This window comes from Thauera sp. 27 (assembly GCF_000310125.2).
GTDB classification, from domain to species: domain Bacteria; phylum Pseudomonadota; class Gammaproteobacteria; order Burkholderiales; family Rhodocyclaceae; genus Thauera; species Thauera mechernichensis.
Genome location: NZ_AMXB01000013.1, coordinates 69,445 through 93,855, shown reverse-complemented (window position 1 = coordinate 93,855; position 24,411 = coordinate 69,445). Strand labels below are relative to the sequence as shown.

Genomic DNA, 24,411 nt, shown 5'->3' with positions numbered 1-24,411 from the left:
CGTATCAGGCTCGTGAAAACGCCCTGCAGGGCAGGGCGTTGGGGTTGTGCTATCGGTGGCCGGCTTACTTGGCGTTGTAGAAGGCGCGCGCGGCGTCGAGCATGCGGCAGGAGTAGCCCCACTCGTTGTCGTACCAGGCCAGCACCTTGACCAGCACCGAGCCGTCCTCGCCCTTGATGACGCGGGTCTGGGTGGCATCGAAGGTGGACGAGACGGTGGTGTGGTTGAAGTCCGACGACACCAGCGGCTCGTTGTTCACCGCCAGGATGCCCTTGAGCGGGCCGTTGGCGGCGGTGGTCATCAGTGCGTTGATCTCTTCCTTGGTGGTGGCGCGCTCGGCGGTGAAGGTGAGGTCGACCAGCGACACGTTGATGGTGGGCACGCGCAGCGCGAAGCCATCGACCTTGCCGACGAGCTGCGGCAGCACCAGGCCAACGGCCTTGGCGGCACCGGTCTTGGTCGGGATGATGTTGGCGGCGGCAGCGCGGGCGCGGCGCAGGTCCTTGTGGCGCACGTCCACGGTGACCTGGTCGTTGGTGTAGGCGTGGATGGTGGTCATCAGGCCCTGCTTGATGCCGACGCTGTCGGCCAGGATCTTGGCAACCGGGGCCAGGCAGTTGGTGGTGCACGAGGCGTTGGAGACGACGGTCATGTCGCCGCGCAGCACTTCTTCGTTCACGCCCATGACGATGGTGGTGTCCACGTCATCGCCGCCCGGGGCGGAAATCAGCACGCGCTTGGCACCCATGTCGAGCAGGGCCTGGGCCTTGGCCTTGGTGGTGTAGGCGCCGGTGCATTCGAGCAGCACGTCAACGCCGTGGCTGCCCCAGTTGACGCCCTTCGGGTCCTTGGTGGAGTAGAAGGGGATCTTCTTGCCATCGATGATGATGCAGTTCTCGCCTTCGGTCTCGACCGAGGTGGCGAAGCGGCCATGCGTGGTGTCGTACTTGAGCAGGTGGGCGTTGGTGGCCAGATCGCCTGAGGCGTTGATGGCGACCACTTCGAATTCGTTCTGCAGGCCCTGCTCGTAGATGGCGCGCAGCGTGCAGCGACCGATACGACCGAAACCGTTGATGGCGACCTTGATGCTCATCGATGCTTCTCCCTGGAATGAAGGTAAGAGTGGAAAACCGGGTGTATGTCCTTGTTGATGCGCTGCCGGCCCGCGCCGGTCCGTGCCTTGATGTGCAGCGGGAGCGGTCCGTTTCCGGAGCCGCTCCCGCGCCAGGCCTTCTTCAGAGCACCGCTTTCACTGCCTGCACGACCGCATCCGCGGTGATGCCGAAATACTTGAACAGCTCGCCGGCGGGTGCCGATTCGCCGAAGCGGTCGATACCGATGACACGACCTTCGAGGCCGACGTACTTGTACCAGCCGTCGGTGCTGCCGGCCTCGACCGCGACGCGCGGCAGGCCGGCGGGCAGCACGCTGGCCTTGTAGGCAGCATCCTGACGGTCGAAGACGTTGGTCGAGGGCATGGACACCACGCGCACCGCGACGCCTTGTTCGGCCAGGGCCTGCTGCGCAGCGATGGCGAGGGCGACTTCGGAGCCGGTGGCGAGGATCACCGCCTGCGGCTTGCCACCCTCAGCTTCCGACAGGACGTAGCCGCCCTTACGGATTGCGGCGACCTGTTCCGCCGTACGCGCCTGGAAGGGCAGGTTCTGGCGCGAGAAGCACATGCTGGTCGGGCCATCCTTGCGTTCGATCGCGCTCGCCCAGGCCACTGCCGCTTCGGTGGTGTCGCAGGGGCGCCATACGTCCATGTTGGGGATCAGGCGCAGGGTGGCGGTCTGCTCCACCGGCTGGTGGGTGGGGCCGTCCTCGCCGAGGCCGATCGAGTCGTGGGTGAACACGAAGATCTGGCGCACCTTCATCAGCGCGGCCATGCGCAAGGCGTTGCGCGCGTACTCGCTGAACATCAGGAAGGTGGCGGTGTAGGGGATCAGGCCGCCGTGCAGCGCGACGCCGTTGGCGATTGCCGCCATGCCGAACTCACGCACGCCGTAATACACGTAGTTGCCGCCGCTGGCCCTGCTGACACCCTTGGCGCCGGACCACAGCGTGAGGTTGGAGCCGGCGAGGTCGGCCGAGCCGCCGAGCAGTTCGGGCAGCTTGGGGGCGTAGGCTTCGATGCTGTTCTGGCTGGCCTTGCGGGTGGCGATGGTCTCGGCCTTGTCGACAACCTTGGCGAGTACCGCTGCGACGTGGCTGTCCCAGTCGGCGGGCAGCTCGCCGGCCATGCGGCGCTCGAACTCGGCGGCGAGTTCGGGGTGGGCGGTACGGTAGGCGGCAAAGCTGGCATTCCACTGCGCTTCGAGCGAGGCGCCCTTGGTGCGCGCGTCCCAGGCAGCGTAGACGTCGGCCGGGATGTGGAAGGGGGGATGGTTCCAGCCGATGTGGGCACGCGCGGCCTCGATCTCGGCGGCGCCGAGCGGGGCGCCGTGCACATCATGGCTGTCCTGCTTGTTGGGCGCGCCGGCGCCGATGATGGTCTTGCAACAGATCAGCGTGGGCTGGGCAGTGTTGGCCTTGGCCTGCTGGATGGCTGCTTCGATGGCGACCGGGTCGTGGCCCTGAACGTCGCGGATGACCTGCCAGCCGTAGGCTTCGAAGCGCTTCGGGGTATCGTCGGTGAACCAGCCCTCGACGTGGCCGTCGATGGAGATGTTGTTGTCGTCGTAGAAGGCGATGAGCTTGCCCAGGCCCCAGGTGCCGGCGAGCGAGCAGGCCTCGTGCGAAATGCCTTCCATCAGGCAGCCGTCGCCCAGGAATACATAGGTGTTGTGATTGACGACCTCGTGGCCAGGCCGATTGAACTCGGCGGCGAGGATCTTCTCGGCGAGTGCCATGCCGACGGCGTTGGTGATGCCCTGGCCGAGCGGGCCGGTGGTGGTCTCGACGCCGGGGGCGTAGCCGTATTCCGGGTGGCCCGGGGTCTTGCTGTGCAGCTGGCGGAAGCGCTTGAGCTCCTCGATCGGCAGATCGTAGCCGGTGAGGTGGAGCAGCGCGTAGATCAGCATCGAACCGTGGCCGTTCGAAAGCACGAAGCGGTCGCGGTCGGCCCACTTGGGGTTGGCCGGGTTGTGGCGCAGATGGTGGCGCCACAGCACCTCGGCGATCTCGGCCATGCCCATCGGCGCGCCCGGATGGCCGGAGTTGGCCTGTTGCACGGCATCCATCGCCAGCGCGCGGATGGCGCCGGTAAGCGGGTTGAAAACCGGGGGCTTGACGTTTCTGGACTGCGACATGGTTGCCTCGACGCCGCCGGGGCGGCTGGAAAAAACCAGAATTATCGCTGAAACCTCGGCATTTTTGGAAATTCAGGAACCACGGCCCCGCAATTGTGCGCGCTGGCGCCAACTGCGGGGGGATATGTCGAAGGAATGCTAGAGACGGAAGCGCCCCACCAGCTTGCCGAGGCGTTCGGCAGTCTGTCCGAGTTCGTCGATGGTGTTCGAGGCGTCCTGAATGGCTTCATCGGTGGTTTGCACCATGAGCGAGGCCTCCTCGATCGACTGTGCCAGCTGTGTGGCGGCGGCGCTTTGCTCCTGGGTGGCTTCGGCGATCTCCCTGACACGCCCTGCCGCCTGGTCCATCTGTGTCTCGATCGATCCGATCTCGCCGGCGACTTCGTGCGCTTTGACCATCCCCAGGTCGACGGCCTTGCGAGCCTGCTTCATGCCGTCGACCGCCGCCTGTGTTTCGTTGCGGATGGACTCGATGGTGGCACGAATCTCCAGCGTGGCTGAGCCGGTGCGTTCGGCCAGCTTGCGCACCTCGTCGGCGACCACGGCGAAGCCACGACCCTGTTCGCCTGCCCGGGCGGCCTCGATGGCCGCATTGAGCGCCAGCAGATTGGTCTGGTCGGCGATGTCGCGGATGACCTGGGCGACCCCGGCAATCTGCTCCGAGCGCTGCTCCAGCCCGCTGAGCGAGGCGGCAAGTCCTTCCATTGTGGAGCCAATGCCTTGCATCTGCTGTTCCATGGCGCCCACCGCCGCTGCGCTGCGACGCGACACTGCGCTTGTATGGAGCATGGTTTCGTCCGCTTCGCGGGCGTGTTCGGCGATATGTCCGATGGAGACGGTGACTTGCTCGACGGTGGCAGCGTTGCTGCTGGAGGTGCCTGCCAGGGTGCGCGAGCTGCTCGCGACCTGCTGGGTTGCCTGGGTGACTGTGCGCAGGCCGTGCTCCAGGGTCGTGCTCTGGTCGCGAACCTCGACGAACATGCGCTGCAGCGTGCTCAGGAAGGCGTTGACGCTGCCAGCGACACGCCCGAGTTCGTCGTTGCTGCGAATGTCCAGGCGACGGGTGAGGTCGCCCTCGCCACCTGCGAGCTCTTCCATCGCCCCTGCGAGTTGGTTGAGCGGGCGCGTCAGTGCGGTCAACAGGGTAAAGATGACGCCGGCAGTCAGCGCCAGGCTGAGCAGGCCGAGCATGATTGCGGTGCGCAGCAGTTGATCCGCCGATGCGGTGATGACCTGTTGGGGTACCGATACGATCGCTCCCCATGCGCGCTCGGCGCCCTTGATGTCGATGCGTTCGAGGAAGTGGCTGATGCCGGCGTCGTCCAGCCAACGGTACTCTTCCCCTCGGGCCAGGGCATTGAGCGCCGCAGCCGGCAGCGTGCTTGCCATCTTGCCGACCGCACTGCGGTCGGGGCCATAGACTATGGTCCCCGACTGGCTGAGGACGGTGACATGGCCTACGCCGAAAGGCTTGATGCCGCCAAGCCATTGACCCATCGCATCGAGTGCGATGTCCGCGCCGGCGATGCCGTGGAAGCGGCCCCCGACCATGATGGGGTGCACCAGCGAGGCGATGAGCATCTTGCGACCCCCCACCTCGTATTCGTACGGGTCGGATACAAACGCTTGGCCGGTGCGCTTGGGGGTCTGGTAATAGTCACCGGCGCCTGCCTGGTCGTAGTCGACCAGCGGCTCCACTGCGAGGCTGCCGTCGCCCCGGTTCCAGTAAGGCACCAGACGGCCGCTGGCATCGTGACCGGGGGTGTTGGCGAACTGTTCGTCATCACCGTCAAAGGCATCGGGTTCCCAGCCGGTGAACAGGCCAAGCAGGGCAGGATTGCCATCGAGCAGGCGGCGCAGGATGGCATTGACCGCATCGCGGTCGGTCGCGCCGTGGCTGTGCAGGCCTTCGAGCACATGGCGCAGGCCGAGTGCGGTGGTCATCGAATGGTCGAGGTGCTGCGATACGGTTTTGGCTGCGAGCTCGGCGGTGCGCTTGGCGCGAATGTCACCTTGCTCGAGCACGGCGTTGTAGCTCTGGTAGGACATCACGCCGATGGTGACGGTGAAACCTGTAGCCACCACTGCAAGCGTGGCGGTCAGCAGCTTTGCACGAAGGCTGGACAACATTCCGGGCATGGCTGGTCGATCCTTGTGAGTCGGGGTGGGGCAGCAGTCCCGCGGACGGCGCCGTTCATGCTGCTAACGGCGCGCCGGGGGCTGACTTGAGCGCTTTCATACCCACTGCCGGCGTCGTTCCATGAGCTTCCAGATCAGCGGCGTGAGGATCAGTTGCATGGCCAGGTCGAGCTTGCCGCCCGGAATCACGATGGTGTTGGCCCGGCTCATGAAGGCGTCGTGGATCATGCGCAGCAGGTAGGGGAAGTCGACGCCGCGCGGATCCTTGAAGCGGATCACCACCATGGATTCGTCCTGGGTCGGCACGTCGCGGGCGATGAAGGGGTTGGAGGTGTCGACGACCGGCACGCGCTGGAAGTTGATGTGGGTGCGGGCGAACTGCGGCACGATGTAATGCACGTAGTCGTACATGCGGCGCAGGATGGTGTCCTGCACGGCCTCGGCGGTGTAGCCGCGCAGCTTGGTGTCGCGGTGCAGCTTCTGGATCCACTCCAGGTTGATCGTGGGCACGACGCCGATCAACAGGTCGACATGGCGCGCCACATCGGAACTGTCGGTGACGACTGCCCCATGCAGGCCCTCGTAGAACAGGCAGTCGGTGCCGACCGGCAGGTCTTCCCATTCGGTGAAGGTACCCATCGGCAGGTTCCAGCGCATCGACTGCGCCTCGTTGTGTATGTAGTAGCGGCGGCGACCGGTGGCGGCATCGCCGTATGAGCGGAACAGGCTCTCGAGGTCGGCAAGCAGGTTGGCTTCCGGGCCGAAGTGGCTGATGCCGCGCTGGCCTGCGCGTTCGGCGTCCTCGATGAGGGTTTTCATCTCGGCACGGGTGTAGCGGTGGAAGCTGTCGCCCTCGACGATTGCGGGGTTCACGTTCTCGCGATGGAAGATCGCCTCGAAGGTGTGCTTGACCGTGGTGGTGCCCGCGCCCGAAGAGCCGGTGACCGCGATGATGGGGTGCTTCATGGACATGGGGGTTCTCCGCCTACGGCCGACGGCTGTGGGGTGTTGCGGGCTTGGATGTATTCGCGGGTGCGTGCAGAGGAGCGGGGGCGCTCAGGAGCGTCCCTTCACCCACGCCGACCACTCGGTGAATAGCGAGGGCGTGACCGCTGCGATCACGCCGCGCTTGATGGCTGGACCGGCCATGAGCTCACCGCCGTCGAGCGCTTCGGCCTGGCCGCCGGCCTCGGCGAGGATGAGACGGCCAGCGGCGTAGTCCCACAGCATCTGTCCGCCGTGCAGATAGACATCGAGCCGGCCGGCGGCGACAAAGCACCATTCGAGTGCGCTGGAGCCGAAGTTGCGCTGCGAGTAGTAGGGCGGGCGCACCGCGAGTTCGTCGCCCAGGTGGTGGCTGATGCGCTTGAAGTCCACGCCGGCGACGGCGTCGCGCAGGCTGACGGCGCCGCTGCGCAGCGGCAGCTCGGCGCCGTTGAGGAAGGCGCCCGCACCGCGGGCGGCGTAGAAGGATTCGTCGGTGATCGGGTTGTACACGACACCGATCACCGGCTGGTGGTCGATCAGGTAGGCGATCGACACTGCGAACAGCGGGATGCCGTTGGCGAAGTTGGTGGTGCCGTCGATCGGGTCGATGCACCACAGGCCGCGAGCGCCCTCGTTCCACAGGTGGGCCTGCTCGGCCGCGGTCATTTCCTCACCGAGCACCGCGCCGGGCAGCAGCTTCGGCAGCTCCTCGCTGAAGCGGCGCTGGGACTCGACGTCGGCCTCGGTGAAGAGCGAGCCGTCCTCCTTGCGGTTGCGCGCGGACTTGAGATAACGGGGCAGGATTTCCTCGCGTGCCACCTCGCGCACCATCGATTCGAGGGCGCGGGCGCGGGACAGGCGTATGGCTGCAGTGGGCATGCGGAACTCCTTGCGCTCGGGGGAGCGATGCTCGGGCCTATAATTTTACGATGATTTCACGATTCCACTTTGATGGTCGCCTCCCGGACGGTGGCGAGGTCGCCCTGCCGGAGGCGCTGGCACACCACGCGGTGCGTGTTCTGCGGCTGCCGGACGGGGCTGGTCTGGTGCTTTTCGACGGCCATGGCGGCGAGGTCGAGGCCGAGCTGGTGGTGCGCGGCAAGGCCGCGTTCGCGCGTCTCGGGGCGCGGCGCGACATCGAGCGCGAGTCGCCGCTGCAGGTGGTGCTGGTGCAGGCCCTGGCCACGGGCGACAAGATGGACTGGGTGGTGCAGAAGGCGGTCGAGCTCGGCGTTGCCGCTGTCCAGCCGGTGCAGGCTGAGCGCTCGGTGTTGCGCCTGGCCGGCGAGCGCGCGGACAAGCGGCTGGTGCATTGGCAGCAGGTCGCGGTGTCGGCCTGCGAGCAGTGCGGTCGCAACCGCATTCCCCAGCTGCGGCCGATGCAGCCGGTGCTGCAATGGCTCGCCGCGAACAGGGCGGCGACCAACTTCGTGCTGGCCCCGGGTGGGCGGGTGGGGCTTGCGCAAGAGCCGCCGCCCGCTGGGCCGGTTCACCTGCTTGTCGGTCCCGAGGGGGGGTGGAGCGAGAGCGAACTGGCAGCTTTCGATGCTGCTGGCTGCCGGCGCATCGTGCTCGGCCCCCGCGTACTGCGCACCGAGACCGCAGGTCTGGCGGCGCTGGCGGTGCTGCAGGCGCGCTGGGGCGACTACTGAACGGATCGGCAGGTCCGCATAGCGCCCGCGGCGCGACAACGAAGATCGAAGGGGGAGGGGAATGTTCGAATCCGCAGAGCTTGGCCACAGCACCGACAAGGACACCTACCGCCAGGCGGTGCCGGCATTGCGTGCAGAGCTGCTCGATGCGCAGCTGGACCTGCTCGAACTCAGGCAGTTCGCCGTCGTCGTCCTCGTCAATGGCGTCGACAAGGCCGGCAAGGGTGAGACGGTGAACCTGCTCAACGAGTGGATGGATCCGCGCCACATCCAGACCTGGGCGTTTGACGCGCCGAGCGCGGAGGAGTCGGAGCGACCCTACATGTGGCGCTTCTGGCGGGCGCTGCCGCCGCGCGGAAAGATCGCCGTCATGTTCGGCAACTGGTATACCCAGCCCATCTTCGAGCGCGTCGACCGGACCTCGAAGAAGGCCGAGCTCGACAAGCGCCTCGACGACATCCGCCGTTTCGAGTCGATGCTCGCGCAAGAGGGCGTGCTGTTGATCAAGTTCTGGTTCCATCTGCCGCGGGACGCACAGAAGGCGCGCCTGAAGGCGCTCGAGAAGGATCCGCGCACGCGCTGGCGGGTGACCGAGCGCGACTGGCGCTACTACAACCTCTACGAACGCTACCGGGAGGTGGCGGGGCATGTGTTGCGGACGACGAGCACGGCTGCGGCGCCCTGGCTGATCGTGGATGGCTCGGACGCCAACTACCGAGCCCTGTTCGTCGGCCGCACGCTGTTGTCGGCGCTGCGCCGCCGGCTCGATGCCGCATCCCAGCACTGGACGCCCCGGCTGTCGGTCGCGCCGCTGCCGCCGCGCGTCGATGGGCTCAATGTGCTCGACGCGCTCGTGCGCCAGGACATGAGACGCAAGGACTACGACGACCAGCTCGAGCGCCTGCAGGGGCGACTTGCCCTGCTGTCGCGCTCGCCGGCGTTTCGCACGCGCGCGCTGGTGCTGGTGTTCGAAGGCATGGATGCGGCGGGCAAGGGCGGCGCGATCCGCCGCGTGGTCGGCGCGCTCGATGCGCGCCAGTACCGCGTCATCCCGGTCGCGGCGCCGACCGACGAGGAAAGCGCCCAGCCCTACTTGTGGCGCTTCTGGCGCCACCTGCCGCGGCGCGGCAAGGTGGTCGTATTCGACCGCTCCTGGTATGGCCGTGTGCTGGTCGAGCGCGTCGAGGGCTTCTGTTCCGAGGCCGACTGGATGCGTGCCTACGCCGAGATCAACGACTTCGAGGACGAACTGGCGAGTGCCGGCGCGGTTGTCGTCAAGTTCTGGCTTGCGATCAGCAAGGACGAGCAACTCGCCCGCTTCAAGGAGCGTGAATCCGAGCCGCACAAGCACTTCAAGATCACCGAGGAGGACTGGCGCAACCGCGACAAGTGGGACGAGTACAGCCGTGCGGTGTGCGACATGGTCGATCGCACCAGTACCGAGTACGCGCCGTGGACCCTGGTCGAGGCTGACGACAAGCATTTCGCCCGCATCAAGGTGCTGCGCACGATCTGCGAACGCCTCGAGGCAGCACTCGGCTGAGGCTGCGGCGCGGGAGCGCTCACTTGCCGTGCAGCGCCTTGACCACCCGCCGCAGCGCGCTCTCCTCGGGGTGGGGCTGGACCAGGAAGCCGAGGCCGTGCATCAGGCGCAGCATCTTCGGGTTGTTGCCGAGCACGTCGCCGAAGATGCTGCGATAGCCCTTGGCGCGGGCGACTTCGATGAGCGCCCCCATGAGTCGGCGGCCGAGGCCGAAGCGCTGCCAGCCGTCGGCGACGACGAGGGCGAACTCGACCGACTCGCCATCGGCAGCGAGCGCATAGCGCGCGCTGCCGATCATCTGCTCGGTACCCGCGTCGTCGGGCGTCGTGGCGATCAGTGCCATCTCGCGGTCGTAGTCGATCTGCGTGAAGCGCGCGATCATCGCCGGGCTGAGTTCGTCCAGCTCCTCCATGAAGCGCATGTAGCGGGTCTCGGCGCTCAGGCCGTTGAAGAAGGCCAGCAGCAGCCCGGCGTCTTCCGGGCGTATCGGGCGGGTGCGCACGGCGCGGCCGTCGCCGACCTTCCAGTCCTGGACGAGGTGCAGCGGATAGGGATGGATCGCCATGTGGGCATAGCGGTCGCTGCCGGCAGGCAGGCCCTGGTCGATGACGACGCGCGCGTCCGCCGCCACTGCACCCTCAGCGTCGATGATGAGCGGGCCGATCTCCAGTTCGCGCACCCAGGGCAATTCGCACACCAGGTCGGACACCGATACCAGCACCTGCTCGACGGCGGCGCGGTTGAGCGTGCCCGCAGGGCTGCGGGGGCCGCGCGGCGCAGTCGGCATGGCCGTGTCGATGAGGTCGCGCGCCAGCACCGGGTTGAGCGGCGGCAGCGCAAAGGTGCGTGGCGCCGAGGCGTCCTCTGGCCCGAGACTGATCACCGGGCCGAAGATGGCGTCGCGTACGACCTGGATGCTGAACTCGCGGGCGCGCGGCCGGTACAGGTAGGGCTCGATCGCTACGCCAGTGATGTGCGCCTCGGGGTGGCGCAGGCGGACCGCATCGACGATGTCGTGGTAGGCGCTCCACACCGATTCGGCGGTGTTGATGTTGAGGCGTACGCCGCCCGACTCCGACTTGCTGGCAAGCTCGGCAGCGTCGACCTTCATCGCCACCGGGAAGCCGACCTGCTCGGCGACGAACAGGGCCTGCGTGGCATCGTGGGCGACCGTGGTGGGCGTGACCGCGATGCCGTAGCTGCGTAGCAGGGCCTTGGACTCCATCGCCGACAGGGTGTGGCGGCGCTGGTTGAGCAAGGTTTCGATCAGCACGCGTGCCCCGCCGCTGCGACGGTAGGCCGCCGCGCCGCCGCCCGCGGTCTGCAGCAGCAGTGTCTGGCTGTGATGGAAGCGGGAGATGTCGTGGAGCAACTCGACCGCGGCCTCGGGGGCGCTGAATACGGGGATGCCGGCCTGTTCGAGCAGGCTGCGCGCCTCGGCCACCTGGCCGCCGCCCATCCAGCAGCAGCACAGCTTGAGCCGCAGCTGCGCCGAGAGGTCGATGATCTCCTGGGCGACTTCGACCGGCTCCACGAGGGCATGCGGCGACAGGATTACCAGCAGGTTGGTCACTGCGGCGTCCTCGGCGAGTGCCAGGATGGCGTCGCGATAGCGTTGCGGACTCGCGTCGCCGCCGAGGTCGAGCGGGTTGTGGCTGCGGCGCTCGCGTCCGCCCAGGCGCTCGAGTGCCGCGATGGTGGGCGAGCCGAGATTGACCAGGGTGGTGCCGAGGTCCTTGGCGCGGTCGGCGGCGAGGTCGGCCGGGCCGCTGCCGTTGGAGACGATGGCGAGGCTGTCCTCGCGCGGACGGAAGCCGCAGGAGAGCGCCTTGGTGGCGAAGAACAATTGGTCGAGATTGTTGACCCGCACCACCCCCGCACGGCGCATGGCCGCGTCGAAAACCACGTCGGCGAGTCCACCGTGTGCAGCTGCGGTCGTGTCGTTCTCGTCCGCGCCGTGACGGCCCGCCTTGAGCACGATGATCGGCTTGATGCGTGCCGCCGAGCGCAGTGCGCTCATGAAGTGGCGGGCATTACGGATGTGGTCGACGTAGAGCAGGATGTAGCGCGTCTGCGGGTCGTGGGTCAGGTATTCGAGGATCTCGCCGAAATCGATGTCCACGGTGCCGCCGAGCGAGATCACCGACGAGAAGCCCACGCCCTGTGTGGAGGCCCAGTCCAGCACGACCGAGCACAGTGCGCCCGACTGCGACACCAGGGCGATTTCGCCCGGCTTGACCGCGATGCGGGTGAGCGCGGCGTTGAGCCCGCTGCCCGGGCGGGCGATACCCAGGCTGCCGGGTCCGAGCAGGCGCAAGCCGCTTTCACGCGCGGTCTCGATGATGCGGCGCTCGAGTGTGCGCCCGGTGGCGCCGACGATGATGGCATTGCGCACACCGCTGCGCCCGCACTGGGCAGTGACGTTGTGCAGCATGCGCGCGGGCGTGGCAATGATGGCGAGGTCGACCGGGCGGCCGATGTCCTCGATCGAGCGATGGCAGGGGTGGTCCTGGATGCGCTCGTACTTCGGGTTCACCGCGTGCAGCGTGCCGCGGTAGCCGCCCTCGACCAGGTTGCGGAAGATGATGCGGCCGACCGAGCCGGGTGAGTCCGAAGCGCCGATGACGGCGATCGACGCCGGTTCGAAGGCGGTGCTCAGGGCGTGGTGGCTGGACATGGCGGTGGGCGCAGAGGTGGCTAGGGCTTAAGTGATACCAGATAAATTGATTTTCTTTGTTGATGTGTATCAGTAAGCATCCGCTGGCGCCTCGCCTCGAAAACGCCAACGGCCGTCGAGACGGCCGTTGCAAGGGTACGGATGCGGGCAGGGCAGTTGCCGCGATTGCCTTCAACCGCTCGCGGCTCGGCCCGCTCCCACGGCGCCAGCCGCGGGCCCGTGGCCGCCCCGCGCGCTCAGCGTTCGTCGAAGCTGATCTTGAGCCGCTTGGTCGTCGCCCGTGCCTGACAGCTGAGCACGAAGCCCTGTGCCACTTCGGCCGCCTCGAGGGTGAAGTTCTTGTCCATCACCACCTCGCCCTCCTGCACCTTGGCACGGCAGGTGCAGCACACGCCCGCCTTGCACGAGAACGGCAGGTCTAGGCCGGCGTTGAGCGCGGCGTCGAGCAGGTGGTCGTCCGGGCCGATGGCGATCTCGTGTTCCTTGCCGTCGAGCACCAAGGTCATGGTGATGTCCTTGGTTGCGGCGGCGGCGGCTTCGGCGCTGCTCGATGCGCCGACGGGCTGGGCGCCGGCGGGCAGGTTGACAGTGAAGCGCTCGGTGCGGATACGGTCTGCCGGCACGCCGGCCTCGACCAGAGCCGATTCGGTGGCCATGATCATCTCATCGGGGCCGCAGATGAAGACTTCGTCCATGCTGCCCACGGGGAGCAGGGCGCCGATGATGGCGCGCACCTTGTCACCGTCGATGCGGCCTTGCAGCAGGTCGACCTCCTGGGCCTGACGCGATAGCACATGGATCATCGTCAAGCGGTCACGGTAGCGGTCCTTGAGGTCCTGCAGCTCCTCGTTGAACATCACCGTGGACATGCGGCGGTTGCCGTAGATGAGCGTGAACTTGGCGTCCGGCTGCTCCTCGAGCGTGGTCGCGGCGATCGACAGGATCGGGGTGATGCCCGAGCCGGCGGCAAAGCCAACGCGGTGCAGTGCGCGCTTCTTCCTGACCACGAAGCGTCCATCGGGCGGCATGACCTGAAGGGTGTCGCCGGCCTTGATCGCACGCGTGGCCCAGTTCGAGAACAGGCCGCCCTCGACCGGGCGGATGCCGATCTCGAGTTCGCCATCGCGGGCGAGGCGGCTGCGTGGGCTGCTGATCGAGTAGTTGCGGCGTACGTCCTGGCCGTCGATGGTGGCGCGCAGGGTGAGGAACTGGCCCGGCTCGAAGGTGAAGCGTTCGCGCTCGGCAGGCGGGATATCGAACGTGATTGCCACCGCGCCGGCGGCCTCTGGGCTCACGCGCTTGACGGCGAGTTCTTGGAAACGGAGTGCTGACATGACGTTTGGGCTCCGGCTTTAATAGGGTTTGAAGTAGTCGAAGGGCTCCTGGCAGTCGAGGCACTTGTACAGTGCCTTGCACGCCGTCGACCCGTACTGGGAGGTGACCGTGGTGTGGATGGAGCCGCAGCGCGGGCAGGCCACCGGTTCGGCCTGCACGCGGCGCACGAAGTGCACCACGCTGACGTCGCCGCCGCTGCCGCAGGTGCGGTGGGGCGGGGCGATGCCGTAGGCGCGCAGCTTTTCCTTGGCCTCGTCGCTCATCCAGTCGGTAGTCCAGGCCGGCGCGAGCTGGGTGATCACCCGCGCTGCGATGCCGGCCTGGTCCAGGCTTGCGCGCACGTCGTCCTCGATCTGGCCCATGGCCGGGCAGCCGCTGTAGGTCGGCGTGATGACCACCTCGATGCCCGCGTCGGTCTCGCGCACCTCGCGCAGGATGCCCAGCTCGCGCAGGGTCACCACCGGGATCTCGGGATCGGTGAGGTGCTCGAGGGTGGCCCAGACTTTTTCGATCGTGCTGCTCATGGCTTGCCGCCTTACCAGGTTGCGCCGGGGTGGGCGCGCGCCAGGCCCTGCATCTCGCCCAGCAGGTAGCTCAGGTGCTCGGAGTGGCGGCCGTGCTTGCCCTCGGGGATGTAACCGCGCACCTCGGGTCGCTTCAGCGTGGCCTCGGCGAGGGTGTCGGCGACGATGGCGTCCCAGGCGGCACGCAGGGTGCGCACGTCGACTGCGGCACCGGAGGCGATGGCGGCGTCTTCCACTGCGCTCGGCGTCCAGAACTCCTCGGTGTAGCGGAACAGGTGGTCGAGCGCAGCCTGGGCACGGGCATGCGACTCTTCGGTGCCGTCGCCGAACTTCACCAGCCAGTCGGCGGCGTGGTGCAGGTGGTAGCGTGCCTCCTTGAGCGACTTGGCGGCGATGGCGGCGAGGTCGCTGTCGGGCGACTTCTGCAGCGCATCCCACACCAGCACCATCAGCGCGCTGTAGAGGAAGTTGCGCACGATGGTGGTGGCGTAGTCGCGGTCTGCGGCCGCGTAGCCGACCAGGGCACCGTGGTTGGGTAGCTCGACCAGCGTGTAGTTCAGGAAGTCCTTGTCATCGCGGAAGTAGGCCAGGGCGTCCTCGGTGGCGCCGTTGCCCATGCGCGCCGCGGCGAGCTGGTAGAGCAGGCGGGCCTGGCCGATGAGGTCGAGGCTGACGTTGGCGAGCGCGAGGTCCTCTTCCAGGATGGGGCCGTGGCCACACCATTCGGCGTCGCGCTGGCCGAGCACCACGGCGTTGTCGGCCAGGTGCAGCAAGTATTCGACGGGTGCCTTGCTCATCACATGTGCCCCACTTCTTCAGGAATTTCGTAGAAGGTCGGGTGGCGGTAGATCTTGTCCGCAGCCGGGTCGAAGAGCTCGCCCTTGTCGTCCGGGTTGCTGGCGGTGATCGCGGCCGAAGGCACGACCCAGATGCTCACGCCCTCCTGGCGGCGGGTGTAGACGTCGCGCGCCATGTGCAGGGCCTGGGCGGCGTCGGCTGCGTGCAGGCTGCCACAGTGCTTGTGCTCGAGACCCTGCTTGCTGCGGACGAAGACTTCCCAGAGCGGCCAATCCTTGAGTGCGGGGGTGTTCATGCTGCCTCCTTTTGTGCGCGTTCTTGTTGCTTGCGTGCATGGGCCATGGCCGCGTCGCGGACCCACTGGCCGTCCTTGTGTGCCTTGACGCGGGTGGCCAGGCGTTCCTTGTTGCAGGGGCCGTTGCCCTCGACGGTGTTCCAGAATTCCTGCCAGTCGATCTGGCCGTAGTCGTAGTGGCCGCGCGCCTCGTTCCACTTGAGGTCGGGGTCGGGCAGGGTGACGCCCAGCACCTTGGCCTGCGGCACGGTGGCGTCGATGAATTTCTGGCGCAGGTCGTCGTTGCTGATGCGCTTGATGCCCCAGCGCATGCCCTGTGCGCTGTGCGCACTGTCGGCGTCGGGCGGCCCGAACATGGCCAGGCACTTCCACCAGTAGCGGTTGACTGCGTCCTGCACCATCTCGCGCTGTGCCTCGGTGCCCTTCATCATCACCAGCAGGGCCTCGTAGCCCTGGCGCTGGTGGAAGGATTCCTCCTTGCACACGCGGATCATGGCGCGCGAGTAGGGGCCGTAGGAGCAGCGGCAGAGCGGGATCTGGTTCATGATCGCAGCGCCGTCGACCAGCCAGCCGATGACGCCCACGTCGGCCCAGTTCAGGGTCGGATAGTTGAAGATCGAGCTGTACTTGGCACGGCCCGAGAGCAGGCCGTCGATCATTTCGTCGCGGCTGGTGCCAAGCGTTTCGGCGGCGGAGTAAAGGTAGAGGCCGTGGCCGCCCTCGTCCTGCACCTTGGCGATCAGGATCGCCTTGCGCTTGAGGCTGGGCGCGCGCGAGATCCAGTTGCCCTCGGGCAGCATGCCGACGACCTCGCTGTGGGCATGCTGACTGATCTGGCGCACCAGGGTCTTGCGGTAGGCGTCCGGCATCCAGTCCTGCGGCTCGATGCGGCCGTCGGCGTCGATGCGGGCCTCGAACGCGGCTTCCTGCTCGCTCTGCCCTGCGACGACGGCGAGCTTCTTCCCGGACTCATCCGGTATGTCCATTGCCTGGGTGTACATGTGTTTCCTCCTAGCAAACACCGCGCCGGAGAATGCCGGTGCGGAACGCGGGACGTGTGGCCCGCCCTTTCCTCAGTGGTCCGCTGCGCTCCGGGCGCGGCGGGGGTTCATGCCATCCATGCGGGCTGGCGCTTCTCGAAGAAGGCTGCGAAGCCCTCGCGTGCCTCTGCGGTGGCGCGCTGGCGGGCAATGCGGGTCGCGGTTTCCTCGCCGACCTCGGGGTCGATCGGACGCCCGTTGATCGCCGCGATCAGCTGTTTGGCTGCGAGCTGGGCCTGCGGGCCGCAGGCCAGCAGGGCCTGGACCAGGCGGTCCACGGCAGCGTCGAGTTCATCCACGGCAACGACCTCGCTGACCAGTCCCATTGCTTTGGCCTCCGCTGCACCGAAGCGTTCGGCGCTCTGGAAGTAGCGCAGCGCGTGGCGCGGGCCGATGGCGCGCAGTACGTACGGGCTGATGACCGCGGGGATGATGCCGAACTTGACCTCGGAGGTCGCAAAGCTGGCGTCGGCCGCGGCAATCGCCATGTCGCAGGCCGCGGTCAGGCCGGTGCCGCCGCCAAGTGCGGCGCCCTGTACGCGGGCGATTGTCGGTTTCGACATGCTTGCCAGCGTATGCAGCATGGCGGCGAACTTGCGCGAATCGGCGAGGTTGTCGGCTTCGCTGCTGTCGGCGGCGCGGCGCATCCAGTTCAGGTCTGCACCCGCCGAGAAGTGCTTGCCACGGCCGGCGAGCACGACCACGCGCACGCCAGCGTCGGCGTCGAGCGCCGCGCAGGCAGCGGCGAGTTCGGCGATGAGCTGCTCGTCGAAGGCGTTGAATACCTCAGGGCGATCCATCCAGACGGTGGCGACGGCGCCGCAGCGTTCTATGGCGAGAGTGTCGTAGGTCATGGCCATGTCCTGTGCTTCAGACGCGCTCGATGATCATCGCGATCCCCTGGCCGACACCGATGCACATGGTGCACAGCGCGTAACGGCCATTGCGGCGCTTCAGCTCGTAGGCCGCGGTGGTGACCAGGCGCGCGCCGCTCATGCCGAGCGGGTGGCCCATGGCGATCGCGCCGCCGTTGGGGTTCACGCGCGCCTCGTCGTCGGCGAGGCCGAGGTCGCGGACCACGGCGAGCGCCTGTGCGGCGAAGGCTTCGTTGAGTTCGATGACATCCATCTGGTCGAGGGTGAGGCCGGCCTTGGCCAGCACCTTGCGCACCGCGGGCGCCGGGCCGAAGCCCATGATGCGCGGCGGCACGCCGGCAGTGGCCATGGCGACGACGCGCGCGCGGGGGGTGAGGCCGTGCGCCGCGGCGGCGGCTTCGGAGGCCAGCAGCACTGCGCACGCGCCATCATTGACGCCCGAGGCGTTGCCGGCGGTGACGCTGAGTTCGGGACCGTTGACGCCCTTGAGCTTGGCCAGCATCTCGAGCGTGGTGTCGGGGCGCGGATGCTCATCGGTGTCGAACACGATCGGTTCGCCCTTCTTGCGCGGGATCTCTACCGGTACCAGCTCGTCCGCGAAACGGCCGGCGGCGTGGGCGGCGGCCCAGCGCTGTTGCGAGCGCAGCGCGAAGGCGTCCTGGTCGGCGCGCGAGATGTCGAACTCGGCGGCGACATTGTCCGCGGTCTGCGGCATCGAGTGCGTGTCGTACAGCTTCTTCATCATCGGGTTGATGAAGCGCCAGCCGATGGTGGTGTCGTAGATCGCGGCCTGGCGCGAGAACGCGCTTTCGGCCTTGCCCATCACGAAGGGCGCGCGCGACATGCTCTCGACGCCGCCAGCGATCATCAGCGCGGTCTCGCCCGACTTGATCGAGCGCGCGGCCAGGCCGATGGCGTCCATGCCGGAGCCGCACAGGCGGTTGACCGTGGTGCCGGGGACCTCGATCGGCAGCCTGGCGAGCAGGCCGGACATGCGTGCGACGTTGCGGTTGTCCTCGCCGGCCTGGTTGGCGCAGCCGTAGATGATGTCCTCCACCGCAGCCCAGTCGACCTGCGGGTTACGGGTCATCAGGGCCTTGAGCGGCACGGCACCGAGATCGTCGGCGCGCACTGCTGCGAGCGTGCCGCCGTAGCGGCCGATCGGGGTGCGAATGGCGTCGCAGATGAAGGCTTGGGGCGTTGAGGCTTGTGTCATCGTGCGCTCCTCAGAGCTGCTTCGGGCGCTGGTCGATGACGCGGCGGGCCTTGCCGGTCAGCGTGCGCGGAATGGTATCGAACTCCATCACGCTCACCTTGGTGGTGATGCCGATGATGGTCTTGATGTGGGACTGCAGTTCGCGCGCGATCAGCTCGGTGTCGTTGCGGCTGAGCGCTCCCGACAACTCGCGCTGGACTTCGCAGCGCACCTCGACGTTGTCCATGTGACCGTCGCGGGTGAGCACGATCTGGTAATTGCCGGACAGGCGCTTGTCGCGCAGGATCTGCTCCTCGATCTGGGTCGGGAACACGTTCACACCGCGCACGATCAGCATGTCGTCCGAGCGCCCGGTGATCTTGCCGATACGGCGGAACGAACGTGCAGTCGGCGGCAGCAGGCGGGTGAGGTCGCGGGTGCGGTAGCGGATGACCGGGAAGGCTTCCTTGGTGAGCGAGGTGAACACGAGCTCGCCTTCCTCGCCGTCGGGCAGCACCTCGCCGGTGTCGGGGTCGATGATCTCGGGGTAGAAATGATCTTCCCAGATCACCGGGCCGTCCTTGGTCTCGATGCACTCGCAGGCTACGCCCGGCCCCATGACTTCGGTGAGGCCGTAGATGTCGATGGCGTCGATGCCGAGCTTGCGCTCGATCTCGGCGCGCATGCCTTCACCCCAGGGCTCGGCGCCGAAGATGCCGACCTTGAGCGAGATCTCCTCGGGCTTGATGTTGAGGCGCTCGAACTCCTCTGCGATCACCAGCGAGTACGACGGCGTGACCATGATTGCGTCGGGGCGGAAATCGACGATCTGTTGCACCTGTTTCTCGGTCTGCCCGCCCGACATCGGCACCACGGTGCAGCCCAGGCGCTCGATGCCGTAGTGGGCGCCGAGGCCGCCCGTGAACATGCCGTAGCCATAGGCGTTGTGCACCATGTCGCCGGCGCGCACGCCGGCGGCGCGCAGCGAACGGGCGACGACGTCGGCCCAGTTGTCGAGGTCGTTGCGGGTATAGCCGACCACCACCGACTTGCCGGTGGTACCGCTCGAGGCATGCAGGCGCAGTACCTTGTCGCGCGGCACGGCGAACAGGCCGAAGGGGTAGTTGTCGCGCAGGTCCGTCTTGGTCATGAACGGGAACCTGGCGAGGTCGGCGAGCGACTTGAGGTCGTCGGGGTGCACGCCCTTTTCTTGGCAGCGCATGCGGTAGGCTGCGACGTTGTCGTAGGTGTGGCGCACCGACCACTGCAGGCGCTGCAGTTGCAGGGCGGAGATCTCGTCACGGCTGGCGGTCTCGATCGGGTCGAGTTCGCCGGGCTGGGGGCGCTTCACGGTCATGATGTTGTCCTCTCCTCTCTGTTCTTCGGGGGCCGCTCAGGCCTGTTCTGCTGCCAGGCCGGCGATGACCTCGCCGGCGATGCGGTAGCTCTTGCCACGGAAAAGCGCGACCGTCCTGCCGCTGCTGTCGCGCACGGTGATGTCATAGACGCCGGTGCGTCCCGAGGCCGAGCGCTCGATGGCCTCGGCGGTGAGCGTGTCGCCTTCCTTGCCGGGGGCGACGAAGTCGATGTTGCAGCCCGAGGCCACGGTGTTGCGGTTGTAGGCGTTGCAGGCGTAGGCGAAGGCGGTGTCGGCAAGCGAGAAGATGAGGCCGCCGTGGCAGATGTGGTGGCCATTCACCATGTCGCCGCGCACCAGCATGCTGAGCGTGGCGGTGCCGGGGCCGACGGCCTCGATGCGGATGCCCAGCGCCTGGGCGGCGCGGTCGCGCGACCACATTGCAGCGGCCACGGCTTCGGCCAGGGCCTGCGGGTCCGTGGGGATGGTCTGGATATCAGTCATGGATCTTCTTTCCGGCAAGGACGCGCTGCTGGATCAGCGGCGAGACGCGGTAGCGGTCTTCGCCATAGAAGCGGGCGAGGTTGGCGAGCACCGTGCAGATGGCCGGGAGGCCGATGCGGTCGGCCCACTCGAGCGGGCCGCGCGGGTAGTTAACGCCGAGCTTCATTGCCGCATCGGCGGCCGCGGCATCGCATACGCCCTGATGCACGGCGTCGGCGGCTTCGTTGGCGAGCATGGCGACCGTGCGCATCACCGCCAGGCCCGGCGTATCACCGAGGCGGCAGACCTCGAAGCCGGCGGCCTGAAGCAGTCCGATAGCGGCGCCGACGGCTGGGGCGAAGCAGTTGATCGCGGCGCCGACGGCCAGGCGGGGAGCGCTGGCGTAGTCGAGTGCGAGGTCGATCAACACCACATTGTCGATGCCCGACTCGGCGGCGCGCTGGGTGGCCGTGCGGCCGTCAGTCACGAAGATCACTGCGCCGCCCACCTCGGCGATGCGGCCGTCTGCGGCCTCACCCCAGGTGTGGGCGATCTTGCGTTCGAACAGGCGATCGGCAAGCGCATGGGCCACGGCCGAGTGGCCATGCAGCACGATGTCGCCGGGTGCCTGCTGCGCCACGGCGACCTGCGCACCGGGACGCTCGGCGCCGTCGCGGTAATCATAGAAGCCGCGTCCCGACTTGCGCCCGTAGAAACCGGCGTCGACCAGCTCCTGCTGGATCAGGGAGGGGGTGAAGCGCGGATCGTTGTAGAACGCGTTCCATACCGAACGGGTCACGGCGAAGTTTACGTCGTGGCCGATCATGTCCATCAGTTCGAACGGCCCCATGCGGAAGCCGCCGGCGTCACGCATGATGGCATCCACCGTGGCACAGTCGCCACCGCCTTCATTGAGGACGCGCAGTGCCTCGGCGTAGTACGGCCGGGCGACACGGTTGACGATGAAACCCGGGGTCGAGCGTGCATGCACCGGCGTCTTGCCCCAAGCCGCAGCGGTGGCGAACAGGGTGTCGGCCACGGCGCGCTCGGTGGCAAGCCCGGAGACGATCTCGACCAGCTTCATCAGCGGCGCCGGGTTGAAGAAGTGCAGGCCGGCCAGGCGCTCGGGGCGCTGCAGTGCGGCGCCGATCGAGGTCACCGAGATGGAGGAGGTATTGGTGCCGAAGATGCAGTCGGCAGCGACGATCTCTTCCAGGTTGCGGTACAGCGTCTGCTTGGCTTCGAGGTTCTCGACGATAGCTTCGATGACCAGTGCGGCATCGGCGAGATCGCCGAGCTGCTCGACGGCGACCAGGCGCGCGCTTGCGGCCTGTGCGGCCTCGGCACTCATCTTCGCCTTGTCGGCAAGCTTGCCGAACTGGGCGCGGATGCCCTCGATTGCCTTGGCGGCGGCGCCCGGTCGGTTATCGAGCAGCTTGACCACGTGGCCGGCCGCAGCCGCGACCTGTGCGATGCCGGCACCCATGGCACCGGTACCGACCACGGCGACGATGGCCGAGGTGGGCAATGCGTGTGCGACGGGTTTGCAGGTCTGGGTGGCGTTCACGATCATTTCCCGGTGAACCTCGGCGCGCGCTTTTCAGTGAAGGCGGCGACGCCCTCGGCGTAGTCCGCGCTCCAGCCCAACTCGCGCATGAAGCCGCCTTCGAAGGAGAGCTGCTGTTCGAGGGTGTGGCCGGGGGCGGCGTGCATGGCCTGGCGGGTGCGCACCAGCGCCTTGGTGGGCATGGCGGCGAGCTGGGTGGCGAGCGCGTCGACCTTGGCGCCGAACTCGGCGTCGTCGTACGCGGCCCAGATCAGGCCCCAGTCGGCGGCTTTCTCCGCGGGCAGCTTGTCGGCGAGCAGGGCCAGGCCCATGGCGCGTGCCATGCCGACGCGCTGGGGCAGGAACCAGGTGCCGCCGGTGTCGGGGATGAGGCCGATCTTGCTGAACGCCTGCAGGAAGGACGCCGACTTCGTCGCCACCACCAGGTCGCAGGCCAGCGCCAGGCTGGCGCCGGCACCGGCGGCGATGCCATTGACGGCGGCGATGGTGGGTACGCGCAGGTTCTGCAGGCGCAGCACCAGCGGCTTGTAGTTCTTGTCGACGACGTCGCCGATGTCGGGCAGGCGGCCGTCGGGCTGCGTGGCCATGTCGGGGTCGGCGAGGTCCTGGCCGGCGCAGAAGGCCCGCCCGGCGCCGCTCAGCACCAGCACGCGCGTGGCATGGTCGGCGTGCACGCGGTCCAGTGCGTCACGCAGTTCGGCATGCATGTCGCCAGTGAAGCTGTTGAGCTTGTCAGGGCGGTTGAGTGTCAGGCGGGCGACGCCCGCCTCCACCGCGAACTGGATGTTCTGGTATTCCACGAGCGCCTCCTCAGACGTGATAGCGGCGCTGAACGACACGGAAGCGGTTGGCGACGAAGGCGGAGTCCGCGTACGAGGCGTTGGCAGCCGGGTTGCCACCTGTGCCGTGGTAGTCGGAGAAGGCGGCCGACTGGTTCACGAACACGCCGCCGGTGAGGTTGATCGACAACGCAACCTTGCCGCGCCAGGTGGCCTCGGTCATGGCGTCGATGACGGCCTGCTTGGTCGAGTACAGACCGACTGTGAGCGCACCATGGACGCTGACTACGCGCTCGGACAGCGCGATGCCGGCGGCGGTGTCGGCGACCTTGACAATGAAGCTGATCGGTCCGAAGCGCTCCTCCATGTAGGCCTTTTCGTCGGCGGCGTCGCAGGCGAGCAGCACCGGGGTGCGTACCTTGGCGTTCGGGAACTCCGGGTTGTCGAGCTTCTGCGAGGCGAGCACCACCTTGCCCAGTTCGCCGCTGTTGGCGATGTCGATGCGCTCTGCGGTGTCGGCCGACTGGATCGCGCCGAGCACCGCGTGAGCGACCTCGGGCTTGGACAGGAAACGCTCGACGGCGCGGGCGAGGTCGGCGCAGAACTCGTCGTAGCTCTTGTGGCCGTCTTCGGTCTCGATGCCGCCCGCGGGCACGAAGATCGCCTGCGAGGTGGTGCACATCTGGCCGGAGTAAAGCGACAGCGTGAAGGCCAGGTTGCCGAGCATTGCCTTGTAGCTGTCGGTGGAGTCGATGACGATGTTGTTCACGCCGGCGAGCTCGGCATAGACCTGGGCCTGGCGGCAGTTGTCGATCAGCCACTGGCCGAACACGTTGCTGCCGGTGAAGTCGACCGACTTGACCGCCGGGTGGGTGGCGAGCTTCTGGGTGACACTGCGCTGGGTGGCGACGCACAGGCTCACCAGATTGGGGTCGATGCCATTCTCGGCGAGCACGGCGCGGATGGTGCGTACGGTGATCGCTGCCGGCAGGATGGCGTTGCTGTGCGGCTTGACGATGACTGCATTGCCGGTGGCGAGTGCTGCAAACAGGCCCGGGTAGGTGTTCCAGGTCGGGAAGGTACCGCAACCGATCACCAGACCTACGCCGCGGCCGACGACCTGGAAGTGCTTCTTCATGACCAGGGGCGGGTTCTTGCCCTGCGGCTTTTCCCAGGTGGTCTCAGCGGGCACGAAGCTCTGTTCGCGCCAGGCATAGGTTACGGCCTCGAGCCCGCGGTCCTGGGCGTGCGGGCCGCCGGCCTGGAAAGCCATCATCCAGCCCTGGCCGGTGGTCATCATCACTGCGTGAGCGATCTCGAAGCTCTGTTTGTTGAGGCGGTCGAGGATCTCCAGGCAGATTCCGGTGCGGCCATCCGCTCCCACGGCCTGCCAGCCCTTCATGGCCTCGAGACCGGCAGAGATCAGTGCATCCGGGTCGCACACCGGGTAGCTGACGTCGAGCGCGATGCCGTAGGGCGAGGCTTCGCCTCCGTGCCAGCCGGTCTGGCCTGGCTGATCGAACTCGAAGCGCTTGCCCAGGTGCGCCTCGAAGGCACGCTTGCCGTCGTCGGCTGAGGTTTCGCCGTAGAGCTTCGGGCTCGGCATCTCCGGGAAGGGCGTCCAGTAGCCACGCGTCGCAATCGCGGACAGCGCGCCATCGAGGGTGTCACGGTGCTTGTCAAGAAGGGGGTGGCTCATTCGTCTCTCTCCGGGGGAGTGGTTCTGTGTTCAAACGATACAAATGTGATGCCAAATGGTCAATAGAAAGTATCGTTCTGATGTTGTTGAAAATGCTCGTATTACACTATTGGAAAGATGTTCCGTAAAACAAAATAACAATAAAAACATATAGATATGATTTATTTCGTCTGTACTTCAGGTCCTGTATATTTTCCATAGAAAGTTTTTATGAT

The 24,411-nt window shown here is 67.1% G+C and carries 20 protein-coding genes; 2 read left to right on the top strand and 18 right to left on the bottom strand.

The annotated features are described in order from the left end of the window. Positions 1–64: 64 nt before the first annotated feature. The 5 genes from gap to B447_RS09180 form a co-directional block, all read right to left on the bottom strand. A complete protein-coding gene (gene gap, locus B447_RS09200) occupies positions 65–1,093 on the bottom strand; it encodes a type I glyceraldehyde-3-phosphate dehydrogenase (protein WP_002938953.1) in 1,029 nt (342 codons plus the stop codon). Positions 1,094–1,235: 142 nt separating this feature from the next. Further along, positions 1,236–3,251: a transketolase gene (tkt, locus tag B447_RS09195; RefSeq protein WP_002938951.1), complete on the bottom strand. Its 2,016-nt coding sequence runs from the start codon at positions 3,249–3,251 to the stop codon at positions 1,236–1,238. 138 nt (positions 3,252–3,389) lie between these two features. Continuing rightward, entirely contained in the window at positions 3,390–5,390 is a 2,001-nt protein-coding gene (locus B447_RS09190; protein WP_037982609.1) for a methyl-accepting chemotaxis protein, read from the bottom strand. A gap of 96 nt (positions 5,391–5,486) precedes the next feature. Continuing rightward, positions 5,487–6,362: a phosphoribulokinase gene (locus B447_RS09185; RefSeq protein ID WP_002938949.1), complete on the bottom strand. Its 876-nt coding sequence runs from the start codon at positions 6,360–6,362 to the stop codon at positions 5,487–5,489. 84 nt (positions 6,363–6,446) lie between these two features. Beyond that, a complete protein-coding gene (locus B447_RS09180; protein ID WP_002938948.1) occupies positions 6,447–7,256 on the bottom strand; it encodes an inositol monophosphatase family protein in 810 nt (269 codons plus the stop codon). Positions 7,257–7,306: 50 nt separating this feature from the next. Between B447_RS09180 and B447_RS09175 the strand changes: the two genes are divergently transcribed. Further along, the gene (locus B447_RS09175; RefSeq protein WP_002938947.1) at positions 7,307–8,029 is read left to right on the top strand and encodes a 16S rRNA (uracil(1498)-N(3))-methyltransferase; all 723 of its coding nucleotides are present in this window, start codon (positions 7,307–7,309) and stop codon (positions 8,027–8,029) included. Positions 8,030–8,090: 61 nt separating this feature from the next. Beyond that, complete coding sequence (pap, locus tag B447_RS09170; RefSeq protein ID WP_002938946.1) at positions 8,091–9,572, top strand: polyphosphate:AMP phosphotransferase; 1,482 nt, start codon at positions 8,091–8,093, stop codon at positions 9,570–9,572. Between the two features lie 19 nt (positions 9,573–9,591). Here the strand turns inward: pap and B447_RS09165 are convergent, their stop codons facing one another. The 13 genes from B447_RS09165 to paaN all read right to left on the bottom strand — a co-directional run bounded on the left by B447_RS09165 (position 9,592) and on the right by paaN (position 24,196). After that, complete coding sequence (locus B447_RS09165) at positions 9,592–12,249, bottom strand: bifunctional acetate--CoA ligase family protein/GNAT family N-acetyltransferase (protein ID WP_002938945.1); 2,658 nt, start codon at positions 12,247–12,249, stop codon at positions 9,592–9,594. Positions 12,250–12,485: 236 nt separating this feature from the next. Then, the gene (locus B447_RS09160; protein ID WP_002938944.1) at positions 12,486–13,583 is read right to left on the bottom strand and encodes a 2Fe-2S iron-sulfur cluster-binding protein; all 1,098 of its coding nucleotides are present in this window, start codon (positions 13,581–13,583) and stop codon (positions 12,486–12,488) included. 18 nt (positions 13,584–13,601) lie between these two features. Then, positions 13,602–14,108: a 1,2-phenylacetyl-CoA epoxidase subunit PaaD gene (gene paaD / locus B447_RS09155; RefSeq protein WP_002929413.1), complete on the bottom strand. Its 507-nt coding sequence runs from the start codon at positions 14,106–14,108 to the stop codon at positions 13,602–13,604. 11 nt (positions 14,109–14,119) lie between these two features. Then, on the bottom strand, positions 14,120–14,905 hold the full coding sequence (gene paaC / locus B447_RS09150; RefSeq protein WP_002929411.1) for a 1,2-phenylacetyl-CoA epoxidase subunit PaaC: 786 nt from the start codon (positions 14,903–14,905) through the stop codon (positions 14,120–14,122). Next, on the bottom strand, positions 14,905–15,201 hold the full coding sequence (gene paaB, locus B447_RS09145; RefSeq protein WP_002929410.1) for a 1,2-phenylacetyl-CoA epoxidase subunit PaaB: 297 nt from the start codon (positions 15,199–15,201) through the stop codon (positions 14,905–14,907). Before paaB ends, paaC begins: the two co-directional genes overlap by 1 nt. Beyond that, a complete protein-coding gene (gene paaA / locus B447_RS09140) occupies positions 15,198–16,202 on the bottom strand; it encodes a 1,2-phenylacetyl-CoA epoxidase subunit PaaA (RefSeq protein WP_002929409.1) in 1,005 nt (334 codons plus the stop codon). The genes paaB and paaA overlap by 4 nt, the downstream gene beginning before the upstream one ends. Before the next feature lie 107 nt (positions 16,203–16,309). Beyond that, the gene (locus B447_RS09135) at positions 16,310–17,095 is read right to left on the bottom strand and encodes an enoyl-CoA hydratase-related protein (protein WP_002938943.1); all 786 of its coding nucleotides are present in this window, start codon (positions 17,093–17,095) and stop codon (positions 16,310–16,312) included. A gap of 16 nt (positions 17,096–17,111) precedes the next feature. Beyond that, positions 17,112–18,332, bottom strand: a complete 1,221-nt coding sequence (pcaF, locus tag B447_RS09130) for a 3-oxoadipyl-CoA thiolase (protein WP_002938942.1) — start codon at positions 18,330–18,332, stop codon at positions 17,112–17,114. A gap of 10 nt (positions 18,333–18,342) precedes the next feature. Beyond that, a complete protein-coding gene (gene paaK / locus B447_RS09125) occupies positions 18,343–19,668 on the bottom strand; it encodes a phenylacetate--CoA ligase PaaK (RefSeq protein WP_002938941.1) in 1,326 nt (441 codons plus the stop codon). 36 nt (positions 19,669–19,704) lie between these two features. Continuing rightward, entirely contained in the window at positions 19,705–20,172 is a 468-nt protein-coding gene (gene paaI, locus B447_RS09120) for a hydroxyphenylacetyl-CoA thioesterase PaaI (protein ID WP_002938940.1), read from the bottom strand. Beyond that, the gene (paaH, locus tag B447_RS09115) at positions 20,165–21,724 is read right to left on the bottom strand and encodes a 3-hydroxyacyl-CoA dehydrogenase PaaH (protein ID WP_002938939.1); all 1,560 of its coding nucleotides are present in this window, start codon (positions 21,722–21,724) and stop codon (positions 20,165–20,167) included. The genes paaI and paaH overlap by 8 nt, the downstream gene beginning before the upstream one ends. Then, entirely contained in the window at positions 21,721–22,518 is a 798-nt protein-coding gene (paaG, locus tag B447_RS09110; RefSeq protein ID WP_002938938.1) for a 2-(1,2-epoxy-1,2-dihydrophenyl)acetyl-CoA isomerase PaaG, read from the bottom strand. The genes paaH and paaG overlap by 4 nt, the downstream gene beginning before the upstream one ends. A 10-nt stretch (positions 22,519–22,528) precedes the next feature. Beyond that, positions 22,529–24,196, bottom strand: coding sequence for a phenylacetic acid degradation protein PaaN (paaN, locus tag B447_RS09105; protein WP_002938936.1), 1,668 nt, complete (start codon positions 24,194–24,196; stop codon positions 22,529–22,531). Positions 24,197–24,411 lie beyond the last annotated feature (215 nt).

Excerpts from the sequence above, each read along its gene's own strand:
- gap (WP_002938953.1), bottom strand. The coding sequence starts at position 1,093 with ATGAGCATCAAGGTCGCCATCAACGGTTTCGGTCGTATCGGTCGCTGC.
- tkt (WP_002938951.1), bottom strand. The coding sequence starts at position 3,251 with ATGTCGCAGTCCAGAAACGTCAAGCCCCCGGTTTTCAACCCGCTTACC.
- B447_RS09190 (WP_037982609.1), bottom strand. The coding sequence starts at position 5,390 with ATGCCCGGAATGTTGTCCAGCCTTCGTGCAAAGCTGCTGACCGCCACG.
- B447_RS09185 (WP_002938949.1), bottom strand. The coding sequence starts at position 6,362 with ATGTCCATGAAGCACCCCATCATCGCGGTCACCGGCTCTTCGGGCGCG.
- B447_RS09180 (WP_002938948.1), bottom strand. The coding sequence starts at position 7,256 with ATGCCCACTGCAGCCATACGCCTGTCCCGCGCCCGCGCCCTCGAATCG.
- B447_RS09175 (WP_002938947.1), top strand. The coding sequence starts at position 7,307 with ATGATTTCACGATTCCACTTTGATGGTCGCCTCCCGGACGGTGGCGAG.
- pap (WP_002938946.1), top strand. The coding sequence starts at position 8,091 with ATGTTCGAATCCGCAGAGCTTGGCCACAGCACCGACAAGGACACCTAC.
- B447_RS09165 (WP_002938945.1), bottom strand. The coding sequence starts at position 12,249 with ATGTCCAGCCACCACGCCCTGAGCACCGCCTTCGAACCGGCGTCGATC.
- B447_RS09160 (WP_002938944.1), bottom strand. The coding sequence starts at position 13,583 with ATGTCAGCACTCCGTTTCCAAGAACTCGCCGTCAAGCGCGTGAGCCCA.
- paaD (WP_002929413.1), bottom strand. The coding sequence starts at position 14,108 with ATGAGCAGCACGATCGAAAAAGTCTGGGCCACCCTCGAGCACCTCACC.
- paaC (WP_002929411.1), bottom strand. The coding sequence starts at position 14,905 with ATGAGCAAGGCACCCGTCGAATACTTGCTGCACCTGGCCGACAACGCC.
- paaB (WP_002929410.1), bottom strand. The coding sequence starts at position 15,201 with ATGAACACCCCCGCACTCAAGGATTGGCCGCTCTGGGAAGTCTTCGTC.
- paaA (WP_002929409.1), bottom strand. The coding sequence starts at position 16,202 with ATGTACACCCAGGCAATGGACATACCGGATGAGTCCGGGAAGAAGCTC.
- B447_RS09135 (WP_002938943.1), bottom strand. The coding sequence starts at position 17,095 with ATGACCTACGACACTCTCGCCATAGAACGCTGCGGCGCCGTCGCCACC.
- pcaF (WP_002938942.1), bottom strand. The coding sequence starts at position 18,332 with ATGACACAAGCCTCAACGCCCCAAGCCTTCATCTGCGACGCCATTCGC.
- paaK (WP_002938941.1), bottom strand. The coding sequence starts at position 19,668 with ATGACCGTGAAGCGCCCCCAGCCCGGCGAACTCGACCCGATCGAGACC.
- paaI (WP_002938940.1), bottom strand. The coding sequence starts at position 20,172 with ATGACTGATATCCAGACCATCCCCACGGACCCGCAGGCCCTGGCCGAA.
- paaH (WP_002938939.1), bottom strand. The coding sequence starts at position 21,724 with ATGATCGTGAACGCCACCCAGACCTGCAAACCCGTCGCACACGCATTG.
- paaN (WP_002938936.1), bottom strand. The coding sequence starts at position 24,196 with ATGAGCCACCCCCTTCTTGACAAGCACCGTGACACCCTCGATGGCGCG.